The organism is Paenibacillus sp. FSL P4-0176 (assembly GCF_037975265.1).
GTDB classification, from domain to species: domain Bacteria; phylum Bacillota; class Bacilli; order Paenibacillales; family Paenibacillaceae; genus Paenibacillus; species Paenibacillus amylolyticus.
The window spans coordinates 6,366,759-6,383,868 of record NZ_CP150242.1 but is presented as its reverse complement, the minus strand read 5'-3'; the positions used below and the strand labels follow the sequence as shown (position 1 = coordinate 6,383,868).

The 17,110-nt window shown below is 46.7% G+C and carries 8 protein-coding genes, 11 tRNA genes and 2 rRNA genes; 20 read left to right on the top strand and 1 reads right to left on the bottom strand.

Going from position 1 to position 17,110, the window contains the following annotated elements; translation table 11 throughout:
* Positions 1-61: 61 nt before the first annotated feature.
* The 13 genes from MKY95_RS29280 to MKY95_RS29220 all read left to right on the top strand — a co-directional run bounded on the left by MKY95_RS29280 (position 62) and on the right by MKY95_RS29220 (position 4,246).
* Positions 62-2,987 (top strand): 23S ribosomal RNA (locus MKY95_RS29280).
* Positions 2,988-3,132: 145 nt separating this feature from the next.
* Positions 3,133-3,249: ribosomal RNA gene (rrf, locus tag MKY95_RS29275) — 5S ribosomal RNA — on the top strand.
* A gap of 84 nt (positions 3,250-3,333) precedes the next feature.
* Positions 3,334-3,409, top strand: a tRNA-Asn gene (locus MKY95_RS29270).
* Between the two features lie 3 nt (positions 3,410-3,412).
* Positions 3,413-3,485 (top strand) — tRNA-Thr (locus MKY95_RS29265).
* A gap of 10 nt (positions 3,486-3,495) precedes the next feature.
* Positions 3,496-3,567, top strand: a tRNA-Glu gene (locus MKY95_RS29260).
* A 7-nt stretch (positions 3,568-3,574) separates the two neighbouring features.
* Positions 3,575-3,650, top strand: a tRNA-Val gene (locus MKY95_RS29255).
* A gap of 9 nt (positions 3,651-3,659) precedes the next feature.
* Positions 3,660-3,734, top strand: a tRNA-Gln gene (locus MKY95_RS29250).
* 9 nt (positions 3,735-3,743) lie between these two features.
* Positions 3,744-3,819, top strand: a tRNA-Lys gene (locus tag MKY95_RS29245).
* A gap of 6 nt (positions 3,820-3,825) precedes the next feature.
* A tRNA-Leu gene (locus MKY95_RS29240) sits at positions 3,826-3,906 on the top strand.
* Positions 3,907-3,916: 10 nt separating this feature from the next.
* Positions 3,917-3,991: transfer RNA gene (locus tag MKY95_RS29235), tRNA-Gly, on the top strand.
* An 8-nt stretch (positions 3,992-3,999) separates the two neighbouring features.
* A tRNA-Arg gene (locus tag MKY95_RS29230) sits at positions 4,000-4,076 on the top strand.
* Positions 4,077-4,091: 15 nt separating this feature from the next.
* Positions 4,092-4,165 (top strand) — tRNA-Pro (locus tag MKY95_RS29225).
* 10 nt (positions 4,166-4,175) lie between these two features.
* Positions 4,176-4,246, top strand: a tRNA-Gly gene (locus MKY95_RS29220).
* Positions 4,247-4,480: 234 nt separating this feature from the next.
* On the opposite strand, the gene MKY95_RS29215 is transcribed toward MKY95_RS29220, so the two are convergent.
* Positions 4,481-4,828: a WGxxGxxG family protein gene (locus tag MKY95_RS29215; RefSeq protein ID WP_339195711.1), complete on the bottom strand. Its 348-nt coding sequence runs from the start codon at positions 4,826-4,828 to the stop codon at positions 4,481-4,483.
* A gap of 577 nt (positions 4,829-5,405) precedes the next feature.
* Between MKY95_RS29215 and ppc the strand changes: the two genes are divergently transcribed.
* The 7 genes from ppc (at position 5,406) to glmS (ending at position 16,583) form a co-directional block, all read left to right on the top strand.
* Positions 5,406-8,198 carry a phosphoenolpyruvate carboxylase gene (gene ppc / locus MKY95_RS29210; RefSeq protein ID WP_100529907.1) on the top strand — a complete coding sequence of 931 codons (2,793 nt, stop codon included), beginning with the start codon at positions 5,406-5,408 and terminating at the stop codon, positions 8,196-8,198.
* A gap of 260 nt (positions 8,199-8,458) precedes the next feature.
* Entirely contained in the window at positions 8,459-9,025 is a 567-nt protein-coding gene (gene sigW, locus MKY95_RS29205; protein ID WP_036614044.1) for an RNA polymerase sigma factor SigW, read from the top strand.
* Between the two features lie 136 nt (positions 9,026-9,161).
* Positions 9,162-9,776, top strand: a complete 615-nt coding sequence (locus MKY95_RS29200) for a zf-HC2 domain-containing protein (protein ID WP_036614042.1) — start codon at positions 9,162-9,164, stop codon at positions 9,774-9,776.
* A gap of 315 nt (positions 9,777-10,091) precedes the next feature.
* A complete protein-coding gene (gene cdaA, locus MKY95_RS29195) occupies positions 10,092-10,928 on the top strand; it encodes a diadenylate cyclase CdaA (protein ID WP_017692119.1) in 837 nt (278 codons plus the stop codon).
* Positions 10,921-12,414 carry a CdaR family protein gene (locus MKY95_RS29190; RefSeq protein WP_076254977.1) on the top strand — a complete coding sequence of 498 codons (1,494 nt, stop codon included), beginning with the start codon at positions 10,921-10,923 and terminating at the stop codon, positions 12,412-12,414. Before cdaA ends, MKY95_RS29190 begins: the two co-directional genes overlap by 8 nt.
* Positions 12,415-12,487: 73 nt before the next feature.
* The gene (gene glmM, locus MKY95_RS29185; protein WP_017692121.1) at positions 12,488-13,828 is read left to right on the top strand and encodes a phosphoglucosamine mutase; all 1,341 of its coding nucleotides are present in this window, start codon (positions 12,488-12,490) and stop codon (positions 13,826-13,828) included.
* 922 nt (positions 13,829-14,750) lie between these two features.
* The gene (gene glmS / locus MKY95_RS29180) at positions 14,751-16,583 is read left to right on the top strand and encodes a glutamine--fructose-6-phosphate transaminase (isomerizing) (protein WP_036668148.1); all 1,833 of its coding nucleotides are present in this window, start codon (positions 14,751-14,753) and stop codon (positions 16,581-16,583) included.
* The last annotated feature ends 527 nt before the right edge of the window (positions 16,584-17,110 follow it).

The window sequence follows — 17,110 nt, the reverse complement described above, 5'->3', positions numbered from 1 at the left end:
GCGACTTTTGGCTTTGCGCAAGCAAAACAAGGGAAGCGAGCGACCGAAACCGGAACAAAATGGTTAAGCTACTAAGAGCACACGGAGGATGCCTAGGCGCTAGGAGCCGATGAAGGACGTGGCGAACAACGAAACTGCCTCGGGGAGCTGTAAGCAAGCTTTGATCCGGGGGTGTCCGAATGGGGAAACCCAGCTGGGGTAATTTCCAGTTACTCACAACTGAATACATAGGTTGTGTAGAGGCATACCAGGGGAACTGAAACATCTAAGTACCCTGAGGAAGAGAAAACAATAGTGATTCCGTCAGTAGCGGCGAGCGAACGCGGAGAAGCCCAAACCAGAGAGCTTGCTCTTTGGGGTTGTGGGACGTCTCACATGGAGTTACAAAGGAACCGGTTAAGCGAAGAGGTCTGGAAAGGCCCGCCAAAGAAGGTAAAAGCCCTGTAGTTGAAAGTCTGTTCCCTCCGAGACGGATCCCGAGTAGTGCGGGGCACGTGAAACCCCGTATGAATCCGGCAGGACCATCTGCCAAGGCTAAATACTTCCTAGCGACCGATAGTGAAGCAGTACCGTGAGGGAAAGGTGAAAAGCACCCCGGAAGGGGAGTGAAATAGAACCTGAAACCGTGTGCTTACAAAAAGTCAGAGCCCGTTTTAGGGGTGATGGCGTGCCTTTTGTAGAATGAACCGGCGAGTTACGTTCCCGTGCAAGGTTAAGGTGAAGAGCCGGAGCCGCAGCGAAAGCGAGTCTGAATAGGGCGACTTAGTACGTGGACGTAGACCCGAAACCGGGTGATCTACCCCTGTCCAGGGTGAAGGTGCGGTAACACGCACTGGAGGCCCGAACCCACGCATGTTGAAAAATGCGGGGATGAGGTGGGGGTAGCGGAGAAATTCCAATCGAACTCGGAGATAGCTGGTTCTCCCCGAAATAGCTTTAGGGCTAGCCTCGGAAAACAGAGTCGTGGAGGTAGAGCACTGATTGGGTGCGGGGCCCGCAAGGGTTACCAAGCTCAGTCAAACTCCGAATGCCATAGACTTACTTCCGGGAGTCAGACAGTGAGTGCTAAGATCCATTGTCAAAAGGGAAACAGCCCAGACCATCAGCTAAGGTCCCCAAGTGTGTGTTAAGTGGGAAAGGATGTGGAGTTGCACAGACAACCAGGATGTTGGCTTAGAAGCAGCCATCATTGAAAGAGTGCGTAATAGCTCACTGGTCGAGTGACTCTGCGCCGAAAATGTAACGGGGCTAAACACACCACCGAAGCTATGGCTTGATGCTTTGCATCAGGGGTAGGGGAGCGTTGTATAAGGGTTGAAGGTGTACCGTAAGGAGCGCTGGACATTATACAAGTGAGAATGCCGGTATGAGTAACGAAAAGATCAGTGAGAATCTGATCCGCCGAAAGCCTAAGGGTTCCTGAGGAAGGCTCGTCCGCTCAGGGTAAGTCGGGACCTAAGGCGAGGCCGAAAGGCGTAGTCGAAGGACAACAGGTCGAAATTCCTGTACCACCGTAAGCCGTTATGAGCAATGGGGGGACGCAGTAGGGTAGTGACGCGGACTGATGGATGTCCGTCTAAGCAGTAAGGCTGATGTGTAGGCAAATCCGCACATTGTAAGGCTGAGCTGTGATGGGGAGCGAAAATTATAGTAGCGAAGGTCATGATCTCACACTGCCAAGAAAAGCCTCTAGCCAGGTGATGGTGCCCGTACCGCAAACCGACACAGGTAGGCGAGAAGAGTATTCTAAGGCGCGCGGAAGAACTCTCGTTAAGGAACTCGGCAAAATGACCCCGTAACTTCGGGAGAAGGGGTGCCCCGGTAGTGTGAATAGCACGAGGGGGCCGCAGTGAAAAGGCCCAAGCGACTGTTTAGCAAAAACACAGGTCTGTGCGAAGCCGTAAGGCGAAGTATACGGGCTGACGCCTGCCCGGTGCTGGAAGGTTAAGGGGAGTGGTTAGGAGCAATCCGAAGCTGTGAACCGAAGCCCCAGTAAACGGCGGCCGTAACTATAACGGTCCTAAGGTAGCGAAATTCCTTGTCAGGTAAATTCTGACCCGCACGAATGGCGTAACGACTTGGGCGCTGTCTCAACGAGAGATCCGGTGAAATTTTAATACCTGTGAAGATGCAGGTTACCCGCGACAAGACGGAAAGACCCCATGGAGCTTTACTGCAGCTTGATATTGAATTTGGGTACGATCTGTACAGGATAGGTGGGAGCCTTTGAAACGTGAGCGCCAGCTTGCGTGGAGGCAACGTTGGGATACCACCCTGATCGTATCTAGGTTCTAACCTGGTACCGTAATCCGGTGCGGGGACAGTGTCAGGTGGGCAGTTTGACTGGGGCGGTCGCCTCCTAAAGAGTAACGGAGGCGCCCAAAGGTTCCCTCAGAATGGTTGGAAATCATTCGAAGAGTGCAAAGGCATAAGGGAGCTTGACTGCGAGACCTACAAGTCGAGCAGGGACGAAAGTCGGGCTTAGTGATCCGGTGGTACCGCATGGAAGGGCCATCGCTCAACGGATAAAAGCTACCCTGGGGATAACAGGCTTATCTCCCCCAAGAGTCCACATCGACGGGGAGGTTTGGCACCTCGATGTCGGCTCATCGCATCCTGGGGCTGAAGTAGGTCCCAAGGGTTGGGCTGTTCGCCCATTAAAGCGGTACGCGAGCTGGGTTCAGAACGTCGTGAGACAGTTCGGTCCCTATCTGTCGTGGGCGTAGGAAATTTGAGAGGAGCTGTCCTTAGTACGAGAGGACCGGGATGGACGTACCGCTGGTGTACCAGTTGTTCCGCCAGGAGCACCGCTGGGTAGCTATGTACGGACGGGATAAACGCTGAAAGCATCTAAGCGTGAAGCCCCCCTCAAGATGAGATTTCCCAGTATGTAAGACCCCTTGAAGACGACGAGGTAGATAGGCTGGGGGTGGAAGTGCAGCAATGCATGGAGCTGACCAGTACTAATCGGTCGAGGGCTTATCCAATAGCAAGTTGTAATTCGCGTGTTTCGTTTCGAATCTAGTTTTCAGAGAACAACAACTCTGAAATGAAAATTGGTACATCACAGAACGTGTGTATGATTTTCAGTTCCATATCTGATTTTAAGAAGCTATGCTTCGACAAATCGCGTTTGGTGGCGATGGCGGAGGGGTTCCACACGTACCCATCCCGAACACGACCGTTAAGCCCTCTAGCGCCGATGGTACTTGGACCGCAGGGTCCTGGGAGAGTAGGACGCCGCCAAGCGAACTCTTTCATCATACATAGAAAACAGGCTCTGCATGTGGACGTTGTACGATGAATTGCATTTGCCCTGCAAATGCATATTATTCCCTGATAGCTCAGTTGGTAGAGCACTCGACTGTTAATCGAGTTGTCACAGGTTCGAGCCCTGTTCGGGGAGCCATTTGCTCTCATAGCTCAGTAGGTAGAGTGCATCCATGGTAAGGATGAGGTCACCGGTTCGATCCCGGTTGAGAGCTTTGGAAATGGGGCCCGTTGGTCAAGGGGTTAAGACACCTCCCTTTCACGGAGGTAACAGGGGTTCGAATCCCCTACGGGTCATATAGTTGGAGGCTTAGCTCAGCTGGGAGAGCATCTGCCTTACAAGCAGAGGGTCGGGGGTTCGATCCCCTCAGCCTCCACCATATTTTTATTGGGGATTAGCCAAGCGGTAAGGCAACGGACTTTGACTCCGTCATGCATAGGTTCAAATCCTATATCCCCAGCCATTTTAGTATGAGTCATTAGCTCAGTTGGTAGAGCACCTGACTTTTAATCAGGGTGTCGAAGGTTCGAGCCCTTCATGACTCACCATCATATGCGCGTGTGGCGGAATTGGCAGACGCACTAGACTTAGGATCTAGCGTCTTTGACGTGGGGGTTCAAGTCCCTCCACGCGCATCCTTTATTTGCGGAAGTGGCTCAGCGGTAGAGCATCGCCTTGCCAAGGCGAGGGTCGCGGGTTCGATTCCCGTCTTCCGCTCCAATATTTCTGCGCCCTTAGCTCAGCTGGATAGAGCGTTTGACTACGAATCAAAAGGCCGGGAGTTCGAATCTCTCAGGGCGCGCCATTATTTTTTTAGTATCGGGATGTAGCTCAGCTTGGTAGAGCACCTGGTTTGGGACCAGGGGGTCGCATGTTCAAATCGTGTCATCCCGATTGTTGTTATGCGGGTGTAGTTCAATGGTAGAACTTTAGCCTTCCAAGCTAATAGCGTGGGTTCGATTCCCATCACCCGCTTACAGAATACAATGAAAGAGCCTTTGCAGATGCAGAGGCTTTTTTATTGTATTTAACGAAATAATCAGCAGTTATTTTATATAATAATTTATGTAAAGTATAATACAGGTTTATTTAAAAAAGAGCCAAGACCCCTTTACTATCCAAATAGGGAGGTCTTGGCTCTTCGGTTTATCTTTGTGGATGAGCTGCCTCTAAGACGTAGCAGCTATTGTATAGTGAAGAGCGCACAATTTAACGTTCGTTGTGGTCCGTCACTCTTTTACGCATGCCTGCTAATCCAAGCAGTCCCAACAAACCAAGCCAGCCCCAATCCATGCCGTTGTCACGGTCGGTTGTTGTGGCGTTTGCCCGAACATTGTTGGTACGATAGTCACCATTGTTGCGGTAGTTTCCATCCATGTTCATATTCATGTTAGAATTAGTTTTTGTGCGGTCCATGTAGTTGGTGTCCTGATAAGACCGGACACGTGAGCCGGTTGTATCCATTCCTTTGGACATATGACCATCAGCAGCAGCAGGGCCAGCCATCGCGGCCACCAGAAGCACGGAAGCAATAATTGTTGTACCTTTCTTCATCATGTGGATTCCTCCTTTTTAGTAAGAGCTACAGATTAATCTGCCCAAGAAGACAAGTACAATATGTAGAAAAAGTCTGTTAAGATATACCTTTGAGTCCAATTGAATAACAACATACATAAGAAACTTGCCTAGTAAGCAGACTGTAGTGGGAAGAAAATTATAATTACACCTTTAATTTATTGCGTCACTGTGGTAAAGTATACAAAAGCTTGCTTTGCCGGTCATGTTTCTTTGTATATCATCTGTTCTCAAACAATGAAATTATGCGGTTTAACCTTAATATCAGGTACATGGGATCATATCTAAAAGAACTGTATATTTATGAGTTTTTAAGAATAGGTATGAGACTTTTGATTTATCTAAAGTACGTGAAAAAGGTATCATGCGACAGTATATGACCATTAATTGAAGCAGAACAAGAAAATGAATAAAAAAGCGTGTTTTTGTGCTGTAAATCGGGGATAATCCCCATTTTTTCTAGTAGAAAAATAAAGATTTTCGTACCATTTTATTGTATGATGTTATGAAGGTGTCAAATTTACGTGTACGAATGGAACGATCAGATGGGAGGATAAGCATGACTGAAACTATGGTAACCGCCAGCAAAAGCCAATCCAACAACCTGCTTCGGCGAGACGTGCGGTTCCTGGGCAATATACTCGGAGAAGTTCTTGTCCATCAAGGCGGCACGGAGCTTCTAGATATCGTTGAGAAGATTCGGGAAACGAGCAAGTCGTTGCGTGCAGAATTTCTGCCAGAACTCTATGCAGAGTTCAAAACGATGATCCAGGAATTAGACTCGGACAATCGTCACCAGGTTATTCGGGCTTTCGCTATTTATTTTCAATTAGTTAATATTGCTGAACAAAACCATCGGATCCGGCGTAAACGGGATTATGAACGTTCTGCTGGGGACGCTGTGCAGCCAGGATCGATTGAGAAAGCAGTACAGGATCTTAAGGAACGTGGACTGTCTCATACAGAGGTGGAAGAGATTCTCGACGATTTGTCGTTGGAACTCGTTATGACAGCTCACCCAACCGAAGCTATGCGCCGGGTTATTCTGGACATCCATAAACGGATATCCGAAGATGTCATGTCACTTGATAATCCTACGCTGACGTTGCGTGAACGTGAACAGTTGCGTGAGAAGCTGCTGAATGAGGTTATTACACTCTGGCAGACAGATGAACTTCGCGACCGCAAACCGACTGTACTCGATGAAGTGCGGAACGGGATGTATTACTTTCATGAAACGTTGTTCCACGTACTTCCGGATGTATATCAGGAGCTGGAACGCTGCCTGAACAAATTTTATCCTGACCATGACTGGCATGTGCCGACGTATTTGCGGTTCGGTTCCTGGATCGGTGGAGACCGGGATGGAAATCCTTCGGTAACTTCAGATGTAACATGGCAGACGCTGTTGATGCAACGCAAGCTCGCTTTACGTGAATACCAACGGATTATGATTGAACTTATGGGCCATCTCAGCTTCAGCACAAACATCATTCATGTATCGGATGAGCTGGTGCAGTCGATTGAGCAGGACCGTAATTCTGTTACACTGAAAAAAGTGGATATCTGGCGGAATGAAAAAGAGCCATACCGCATCAAATTGGCCTATATGATTGCCAAACTGAACAATGTACTGGATGAGAACAAATTAGGTCAGCCTGACCGTTATCATAGCGCACAGGATTTGATTGATGAACTGATGATTATTGATCGAAGTCTGCGCCATCATTTTGCCGATTACGTAGCAGATACGACCATTCGCAAAATGATTCGTCAAGTCGAGTTGTTTGGTTTCCATACCGCAGCATTGGATGTGCGTCAGCACAGTAAGGAACATGAAAATGCGATGTCTGAGATTTTGGCGAAAATGAACATTGTAGAGGATTATGCGCGTCTGACTGAAGACGGTAAAATCGATCTGCTCGCTCGTTTGCTGGATGATCCACGTCCGCTTACTTCTCCTTATCACCAATACACGGAGGGAACCAAAGAATGTCTGGATGTCTTCCGTACCATTAAGCGTGCCCAGAACGAATTTGGGAACGGCTGTATCACAAGTTACCTGATCAGTATGACGCAGGGCGCAAGTGATTTGCTGGAGGTTATGGTATTTGCCAAAGAAGTGGGCTTATTCACCAAAGGTCACAACGGTGACGTTGTATCTACACTTCAAGCGGTACCGCTGTTTGAAACGATTGATGATCTACATGCGGCTTCGGACATTATGCAGAAGCTGTTCAACCTTCCTGTATACCGCGCAAGCGTAAAAGGACGGAATGAACTGCATGAAATCATGCTTGGTTATTCAGACAGTAACAAGGATGGCGGCGTGGTTACAGCCAACTGGGAATTGCGTGTAGCAATGAATGCCATCACGGCTGTAGGTAATGAACACGGCGTTAAGCTGAAGTTCTTCCATGGACGTGGCGGGGCTCTTGGACGTGGCGGCATGCCACTCAACCGCAGTATTCTTGCTCAACCACCACATACGATTGGTGGGGGCATCAAGATTACGGAGCAGGGAGAGGTTATTTCTTCCCGTTATTCCCTTCAGGGGATTGCATACCGCAGTCTGGAGCAGGCAACTTCGGCTCTAATCACAGCAGCACTTAATGGGCTTGAGCCGCAAGAGTCAGCATCCGAACGTCATTGGGACAGCATCATCAAAGAGATTTCGGAAGTATCTCTGACGAAATATCAGGATCTGATTTTCCGTGATCCAGACTTCTTCACCTTCTTCAAAGAATCAACGCCGCTTCCGGAGGTTGGTGAGCTGAATATTGGTTCTCGTCCATCCAAGCGTAAAAATAGCGATAAGTTTGAAGATCTGAGAGCGATCCCTTGGGTATTCGCCTGGACTCAAAGTCGTTATCTGCTTCCGGCATGGTATGCGGCAGGAACAGGATTGCAAAGTTACTATCAGGATAAAGAGGAAAATCTGGTTGTCCTGAAAGAAATGTATGCAAGCTTCCCATTCTTCCGTACATTAATTGATACGGTACAGATGGCCGTAGCCAAGGCTGATTTGGTCATTGCCAAAGAATATTCAGCCATGACTTCGAACAAGGAAGCCCGTGATCGCATCTACGGTCAGATTGAAGCCGAATTCAAGCTCACAAAAGAGCTGATTCTGAAAATTACCGGAGAAGCTGAAATTCTGGATGATGTACCGGTTATTCAAGAATCCATCCGCCTTCGTAACCCTTATGTGGATCCGTTATCCTACATGCAGGTTCAACTTCTGAGCGAGCTCAGAGATATGCGTGAACGTGGTGAGGATGATACGGAACTGCTTAGAGAAGTGTTGCTGACAATCAATGGAATCGCTGCAGGACTTCGTAATACAGGTTGATTATCAATTTGTTGTGAATGATGATTATATGTAACAAAGTACCCATTACTTTGTTAACTAAAAAGCTCTATTCTCTGCTCTACGGAGTAAGAGATGAAACGGGACTCCTGCGGGAGTTCCCGTTTTTACTGTTTTTGGCGGATATTTGTCATACAGTCTTGATTTTTGACCAAAGTTGATTTACGATTTGATTGGTGAATTACAAGTGTGGACGGGTATCAGAAGACGGAAGACCCATCAGCATGTCTGGGGGAATAAGGGTGGACAATTTGGAGAATAGGCTTATTAAACTGGTGCTCAAGGGCGACCAGAGAGCCTTTGCAGAAATCGTTGAACTATATAAGGACAAGCTATTTCATTTGGCATACCGGATGCTGAACAATCGTCATGAAGCTGAAGACGTTGTGCAGGAGACGTTTTTGCGTGTGTTTCGTAATATGGAGAAGTACGATCCGAACCAGAAGTTCTCAACCTGGATATACCGGATCGCAACGAATCTGTGTATTGACCGACTGCGCAGAAAGAAACCTTCATACTCATTGGATGCTGAACTGAATGATCAGGAAGGATCTGATGGTTATGCGATGCTCCCGAGTGATGATCGTACACCGGAGAGTGAAGCGCTCCTGTCAGAAACGCAGACACTCATTCGTGAGGCCATTGACAGTTTGCCAGCCAAGTATAAGTCCGTTATGATTCTGAGATATTTACAGGACTTGTCGCTACAGGAAATCAGTGATGTGACAGGTATGCCCGTAACAACGATCAAGACACGCGTTCATCGGGGCCGTGATTTTCTACGTAAAAAATTGGAGTATAAGTTATAAATGTTAAGCGCCTTTAAATATGGGCGAAATTATTTGAAACATATCCGAAACGGATGCGTATGTAATGTATGCAAGTCTTATGCGTGCTTTTTAATGGCACATGGACTAAGTGATTTAAGAAAGGATTGGCTCTCATATGGATTGCAACTCGGCCGTCTCTTTAATGCATGAATGTTTGGATGAGTCGTTGTCCCCGGCCCAGAAGGTTGAACTGAAAAGTCACCTTGTGATCTGTCCGGATTGTCGCATGCGCTTTAAAGAGTTGGAACAGACGGAAATGTTACTCTTTGCCATGAAACACTATTCACCGTCTGCCTCTGATGAGCTGACCAATCGAATTATGAATGCTCTGCCCCAGCCCAAGAGACAGCAAGCATGGCTCAAATGGGTCAAAGGACATCCCGCGCTGACGGCGGCAGCCTTCTTTTTGGTCGTGATGCTCTTTAGCGCCTTGAATTTCTGGAATCAGAATAACGAAATGGTTGTTAAGGGAAATAATCTGGACCAGATCGTGATTCAGGGTAACACGGTTATTGTTCCTGAAGGTAAGTCAATTGCAGGCGATCTTACGATAGAAAATGGAACCGCACAAGTATATGGTGATGTGAACGGCAATCTGACGGTTATCGACGGACAACTGTTTCAGGCTTCAACGGCGCATATTTCAGGTCAGGTGAAAAGTATTGATCAGGCGCTGGACTGGTTCTGGTACAAAATAACCAATATGGTAAATGAAGTGGCTTATCGCTAGAACAGGGTAAAATTCTTCAATGGTATATACCAAGCAGGGTACCTCCAGATTGCATGGGGTACTCTTTTTTTATACGCAAACTTTGTAATTCATGGTAAATGTGATGTTTATGTGCAGTTTGAGACTGCCGTAACTTGCAACCTGAACGTTAACGTTATAACCTAGATACTAAAGAGAACATACTACTACATATAGATAAGCATTTTGCACAAATCAAATAATGCAAAAATGCGGAGACAAAGGATTATATAAAATCCTAATGGGTTAATATGAGATCAGGGTTTACTCATCAATGGGGATAGCGGGGGCTGGCTTATGAATTATTTTGCTGACTTAACGTGGACAGAGTCCATTAAGGACGTTATCGATATATTGATCGTTACCTATATTATGTACAAACTGATTTTGCTTGTGCGGGGGACACGTGCGGTTCAGCTCCTAAAAGGGATTCTGTTCCTTGTGTTGATCTGGGCATTAAGTACGTGGCTAAACCTGTATACGCTCAAATGGTTAATGAACCAGATGTTTACGTTTGGTGTCGTTGCGGTCTTCATTATCTTTCAGCCGGAACTGCGTCGTGGTCTGGAGCAATTGGGACGCGGTAAGCTGTTTGGACGTTCAGCGGCAGCGAGTGATGAAGAACTAACCGTGTTAATTGGTGAGATTATTAAGTCAGTTAATTATTTGTCACGGCGTAAAATTGGCGCTTTGGTCGTATTTGAACGTGAAACAGGTCTGAACGATTACACGGAATCGGGCATTAAGATGCACTCTCTGGTTAGCTCGGAGCTGATGATTAACATCTTTATTCCAAATACACCGCTCCATGATGGAGCCGTTATTATACAGGGAAAACAGATTTCGGCGGCAGCTTGTTATTTGCCATTATCAGAGAATCCTTTTATTAGTAAGGAATTGGGAACACGTCACCGTGCAGCAATCGGGATTACCGAAGTTGCAGATGCGATCTGTTTGGTTGTCTCCGAGGAGACAGGACAAGTGTCACTGGCAATGAATGGACAGGTCGTTCGTGATATTAAGGAAGAATCGCTGATTGCCAAACTGTATGAGGAGTTGCGCCCAACATCCAATCTGAAAAAGAATGGCTGGACAACCTTCTGGAAACGGAAGGGAGGACGTAACAATGGATAAGTGGTTTAACAATAATAACTTTGCCAAAATACTTGCGCTTGCGGTGAGCCTGCTGCTCTGGTTCATGATTCATCTGGATGAAGTACCAACCACCCCTACGATTACAACAGGGACAACCAACAAAATTGTGGAACGTACGGTGCCTGTTCAACCTTATGGATTAGACAGCAACAGCTATGTGCTCACTTCATTAAGTACGGACGAGGTCCGGCTGGAGATTAAAGGACAGCGCTCGATGCTAACATCGATTTTTACGAATGACGATTACAAGGTACTGGTCGATCTGAGTCAGGTGAAAGATGGGTCCAATACACTGCCACTTGTACCTGATTTGCCTTCCGGGGTAGAAGTGGTCAGCATGGAACCTTCCATGGTTACGGTGAACGTAGAAAAATTGGGCACCAAATCCTTCAATGTGAATATTGTACCCGAAGGGGAACCATCCGCCGGATACAGCGCTGGAACGCCCGTAACTGAACCTTCGACGCCGGTTAAGGTAACTCTGCCCGAAGGGCAACTCGAGGCTGTAGCGAAGGTCCAGGGTAGTGTGAGCGTGAAAGATGCCAAGGAAGATGTCATACAGAAAAAAGTGAAACTTCAAGCATACGATGCTGAAGGCAAGGTCCTTGAAAATGCGATTATAACGCCTCAAACGGTTGAAGTCCGAGTTCCGGTCAATCAGCCCTATACATCTGTACCCTTAAGAATCAAATATTCGGGACAGCTTCCGGAAGGCCTGGTACTCTCCACGGTAGAGCCAAACGTGAAAGAAGTCTCGGTTTATGGATCAGAGGATGCGCTTGCAGGTATACAGTCCTACGACCAAGTAACCCTTGATCTTACACAGTTTGATCAGTCGGGTACATCGACAGTTAACGTGGACTTGACGCCGCCTTCCGGTTTTGAGAAAATCGAGCCTAGTTCGATTCAGATCAAGGTAACCATATCACCATTTGACGAGGCAGAGGAGACAACCAAAGTCTTTCCGAACGTCCCCATCACACTTACCGGTGCGGGGAATGGACTGGAAGGGACGCTGGTTACGCCTCGAAGCGGCGGTCTGAACCTCACACTTACAGGCTCAGCAAGTATGCTTGAGGGTCTGAGTAGTGATGATCTCACGTTAACCGGGGATCTTGCTGGACTTGCGGTCGGAACGCATGAGATCAAGCTTGAAGCCGACCTGCCCCGTTATGCCAAACTGGATGAATCATCCACTGCATTGAGTGCGACGGTCAAAATTAGCGAAAAGGCTGAAGATACCACGACCACTCCTGGCGAAGAACCGACGGACGAGGGAACGGTAGCACCTGACCCAACACCAGCAGAGGTTGAAAATGGGGAAACAGAGCCTGTTCCTGATGAAGAAGAAACGGAATCGAATACGGATACTCAGGATCAGGGTCAACAGGGGAGCACAAGCAGTCGAGGTAATTTAAATAATAATAACAGCGGTACTGGCAGTAAAAGTGGCGCGAATCCGTAAACGTTCTAATTTTAAAATTCTCAAAAAAATAATAATAGTGCTCGTATATGATGCGAATAGAAGGAGTTAAATCATGGGGAAATATTTTGGTACAGATGGTGTAAGAGGGGTTGCCAATAAAGAGTTAACGGCAGAGCTGGCTTACAGCATTGGACGTTGTGGTGGTTACGTGCTTGCAGGTGGTGTGGAAAGACCAAAAGTGGTTATCGGCATGGATACTCGTATCTCGGGATTGATGTTGGAATCCGCACTGGTTGCAGGTCTGTTGTCCATTGGCGCTGATGTGATCCGTCTGGGCGTTGTATCCACTCCGGGAGTGGCGTATATTGCACGTTTGTTGAAAGCTGACGCGGGCGTGATGATCTCGGCTTCCCACAATCCAGTTGAGGATAACGGAATCAAGTTCTTTGGTGGAGATGGCTTCAAGCTGTCTGATGAAACAGAGAACCGGATTGAAGAACTGATGGATGCGGAGACAGATCAATTGCCACGGCCAGTTGGTGGCGGGCTGGGTACTGTAACGACAGATGAAGAATCCCGTTATCGTTACCTTGATTTCCTGAAAACGACTGTAAATGAATCGTTCTCTGGACTTAAAATTGTTTTGGACTGTGCAAACGGAGCAGCTTATGAACTGGCACCAAAGTTGTTCAGTGAACTAGGTGCAGAAGTCATTGCCATTGGCGCTGAGCCTAACGGCCTGAATATTAATGAGCAATGTGGATCAACTCATCCAGAGAACCTGAAACAAGAAGTGCTCAAACATAAAGCAGATCTGGGTCTTGCTTTTGACGGGGATGCGGATCGTCTGATTGCTATTGATGAGACAGGCGCTGAGGTGGATGGAGACTTCATTCTGTGTATCTGTGGTGATGCGATGAATCGTGCAGGCAAGTTGAAGGACAGTACTGTTGTATCGACCGTTATGAGTAACATCGGATTCTACAAAGCAACAGAGAAACTTGCACTGAAAACAGCTAAAACGGCAGTAGGTGATCGTTATGTGATGGAGGAAATGCGTCGTGGCGGTTACAACTTGGGTGGAGAACAATCTGGCCATGTTATTTTCCTGGATTACAATACAACTGGAGACGGTATGCTGACTGCGATTCAACTCGTGGATACGCTCAAGGCTTCCGGTAAAAAACTGAGTGAACTAAAAGCGCTAATGACCCAGTACCCACAAGTATTGGTGAATGTGCGTGTTGAAGATAAGAGCAAATACGAGGGCAATGCTGCAATCGAGCAAGCTATTGCTACAGTAGAACAGCAACTCGGGGATAATGGACGTGTACTCGTTCGTGCTTCAGGTACTGAATCTCTGATCCGTGTTATGGCGGAAGGACCAGATAAAGACGAACTTGAACAATTTGTGTCTCAAATCGCAGATGTAGTGCAAAAAGAACTGGTATAGGACCGGAAGAAATCCCATGTGCATACGGTTTTCTAAAGGGAATTGTTGTGTATAAAGGGTATGATATAACAGGATTTAGGACATATAGTGCGTGTTCAAAAAGTTTGGTTTTCAGTACCGAGAAGATGGAATGAAGATAGAAATGGAGTAGCGGAGCGTAGGGAAACTACGTGAGCAACGGACATTTCGGCTGAATTTCATATTCGATGCTGATTATGCCAATAGGCATGATTCGTAATCAAAAGCGGACTTTTTGAATTTCCTCTAAAGATGGATATTCCTGCGTCCCGGCCTGATGAGACCATAGGTCCGTTTATCCGGTCGGGATTGTAGGTAAATATGCTAAAATTGTCACAGGTACTTTGCTCCATTGCAAAATGGACCTGACGTGCATATAATGAGTGGAGTCGTCATTCAGACACAGAAAGTGAGGAACGTAAGGTTACAGTTATACAAGCGCCAGAGCTTGGAGTTGCGCGGGATGATGTTGATCAGGATTTCTTCTAGGTTGAAGAACGCTGATTAAGATCAACGGCAATCAAGCTGACGAGGTGGAGGTGTTCGGATTGTTCGGCGGGGACCTCCCGGTGAAGCACCAGAGCCGTAAACCGGATTGCGGAAAATGGATAGGTGACTGTCCACACAACGCGCCGGTGCAGGTGCAAGAGCTAAACTAAAATTCAAATGAATGTGCGTGAAGAGCGTAAACAGTACGCGGACGGGAAAATGATGTACATTCATGATTGCATTCATTACAGCTTATGATGACAGCGGGGCGACACGAGGTCGCTCTGATCATTGATAATTGAATAAGTACCAAGTATTCATGAAACGCTAGGCAATCACTCATTTTTCCGATATGCCGCCTCTGCCTGTTTCTCTTCGTGACACAGTATTCATATACAAACGGAGGAAATAAATTATGTGCGGTATTGTTGGATATATTGGTAATAAGAACACTCAGTCGGTATTGGTTGAAGGATTGAAGAAACTCGAGTATCGTGGTTATGATTCTGCAGGTATCGCAGTATTCACACCGGAAGGTCTGCAAATCACGAAAGCTCTTGGTCGTCTTGCGAACCTTGAAGCCAAGCTGGATGGTGCACCACTGGTAGGTAATGCCGGAATCGGACACACACGTTGGGCAACTCATGGTAAACCATCGGATGAGAACTCTCATCCACACACAGATGGAAGCCAGAAGTTCTCTGTTGTGCATAACGGTATTATTGAGAACTACCTGGATCTGAAGGACGAATTGATGGCTCAAGGTCACACGTTCACTTCCGAGACAGATACTGAGGTTATCTCTCACTTGATCGCACGTGAATACAATGGTGATATCGTCAAAACAGTTCAAAAAGTGATCACGTTGTTGCGTGGCGCATTTGCACTGGGTGTATTGACAGAGCATGAGCCAGAGAAACTCGTAGCAGTGCGTCAAGCAAGCCCATTGATTATTGGTATTGGTGAAGGCGAGAACTTCATTGGTTCCGACATCCCGGCAATTCTGGAACATACACGTAACGTGTACATTCTGAATGATGGCGAAATGGCTGTATTGACACATGATGCTGTCGAATTGATGACGATTGAAGGCAACTTTATTTCTCGGGAAATGATTCGTGTCGATTGGGATGCTGTAACCGCAGAAAAAGGCGGATTTGAGCACTTCATGCTGAAAGAAATTCATGAGCAACCAAAAGCATATCGTGATACTATGCTGGGTCGCATCGATAATGAAGGCAAAAAAGTTCAACTTCCTGAGTTGAAAATGACTGAAGAACAAATTAAAAATATCCGTAACGTTCAAATCATTGCATGTGGTACAGCGTACCATGCAGGTCTGGTTGGACGTACAGTGATTGAGCAATTGGTACGTATTCCGGTTGAAACAGATGTGGCTTCCGAGTACCGTTACCGTTCCCCAATCGTGCACAAAGATACACTTGTAATTGTAGTGAGCCAATCCGGTGAAACTGCCGATACGCTTGCTGCATTGCGTGAAGCACAATCCAATGGTGCACATGTACTGGCAATCACAAACGTAGTGGGCAGCTCCATTGCACGTGATGCAGATGATGTTATCGCAACATTGGCAGGTCCTGAAATTGCAGTAGCTTCTACCAAAGCGTATACTTCGCAATTGATCGCGTTTAACTTGCTTGGTCTGTACCTTGCACAAGTTCGTGGTACTCAATCTGCAGAAGAGATTGAACACACGCTGGCAGCAATGCAAGCATTGCCTGAGCAAGTGGAATCCATGTTGGAGCAAGCGGAAGCAATCAAAGGATATGCAGAGCAAATCTCCAAACATGAACATCTCTTCTTCATTGGCCGTGGTCTTGACTATGCAGTAGCTCAAGAAGGATCTTTGAAGCTGAAAGAGATCTCTTATATTCACTCCGAGGCGTATGCTGCGGGTGAGTTGAAACATGGTACGCTTGCATTGATCGAAGACGGTATCCCTGTTATTGCCCTGGCAACGCAGGAGAACGTACTTGAGAAAACAGTGAGCAACATTAAGGAAGTAAAAGCACGTGGCGCAGATGTATTGGCAATTACGTATGAAGAGCACGTAGCACCATTGCTGAAATCCGTAGACCAAGCGTTTGCGATTCCTAAGACGCTGCCACTGCTTAGCCCTGCTTTGTCTGTAGTTGCGCTGCAATTGCTGGCATACTATGCTTCCCTGGCACTGGGTCATGATGTAGATAAACCACGTAACCTGGCGAAAAGTGTAACGGTTGAGTAAGGTAAGGAATTCAGTAAACTAATAAAGTATGGACAAAATAATGGTCCTGATGACTCTAAGTCATCAGGACTTTTTTGATGTTTCAGGAGGGTGGTTCTGAATATTAGAACCACCTTATTTGTGTTTTTGCATTGTAAATTGCGGTCAGTCATTGAACGAAAATCCACCAGATTATAGAGCACCTTAGGAAGAGTACTTTTTGTAATTCTCACATTGAAATATTCTTCGTGCACGAATGTAATCAATTTCTTAAAGAGAGTCCTTAACATTCGCAACTCGTAAGTGCAAATATATCCCCAAGAAGGATGCGGATCGGGCATAAAAGATCATTTGAATGGTAAAGGAAGATGACTGAACGTGACGGGTACATCTTTCAGCAACTCACAAAATGGTATGCCAAGAAGCAACAATGCGCTCGATGAAGAAGCTTATTACGCGAAGTAAAATTATTGACCGTTCAATTCGGACTCAGAACGCGATTGTAATCTGCATGTAAATGAGTGAAGGACATCGGAAAGCGTATAAGG

Bases quoted from the DNA above. Each gene is read 5' to 3' on its own strand.
- MKY95_RS29215 (WP_339195711.1), bottom strand. From the start codon at position 4,828: ATGATGAAGAAAGGTACAACAATTATTGCTTCCGTGCTTCTGGTGGCC.
- ppc (WP_100529907.1), top strand. From the start codon at position 5,406: ATGACTGAAACTATGGTAACCGCCAGCAAAAGCCAATCCAACAACCTG.
- MKY95_RS29200 (WP_036614042.1), top strand. From the start codon at position 9,162: ATGGATTGCAACTCGGCCGTCTCTTTAATGCATGAATGTTTGGATGAG.
- cdaA (WP_017692119.1), top strand. From the start codon at position 10,092: ATGAATTATTTTGCTGACTTAACGTGGACAGAGTCCATTAAGGACGTT.
- MKY95_RS29190 (WP_076254977.1), top strand. From the start codon at position 10,921: ATGGATAAGTGGTTTAACAATAATAACTTTGCCAAAATACTTGCGCTT.
- glmM (WP_017692121.1), top strand. From the start codon at position 12,488: ATGGGGAAATATTTTGGTACAGATGGTGTAAGAGGGGTTGCCAATAAA.
- glmS (WP_036668148.1), top strand. From the start codon at position 14,751: ATGTGCGGTATTGTTGGATATATTGGTAATAAGAACACTCAGTCGGTA.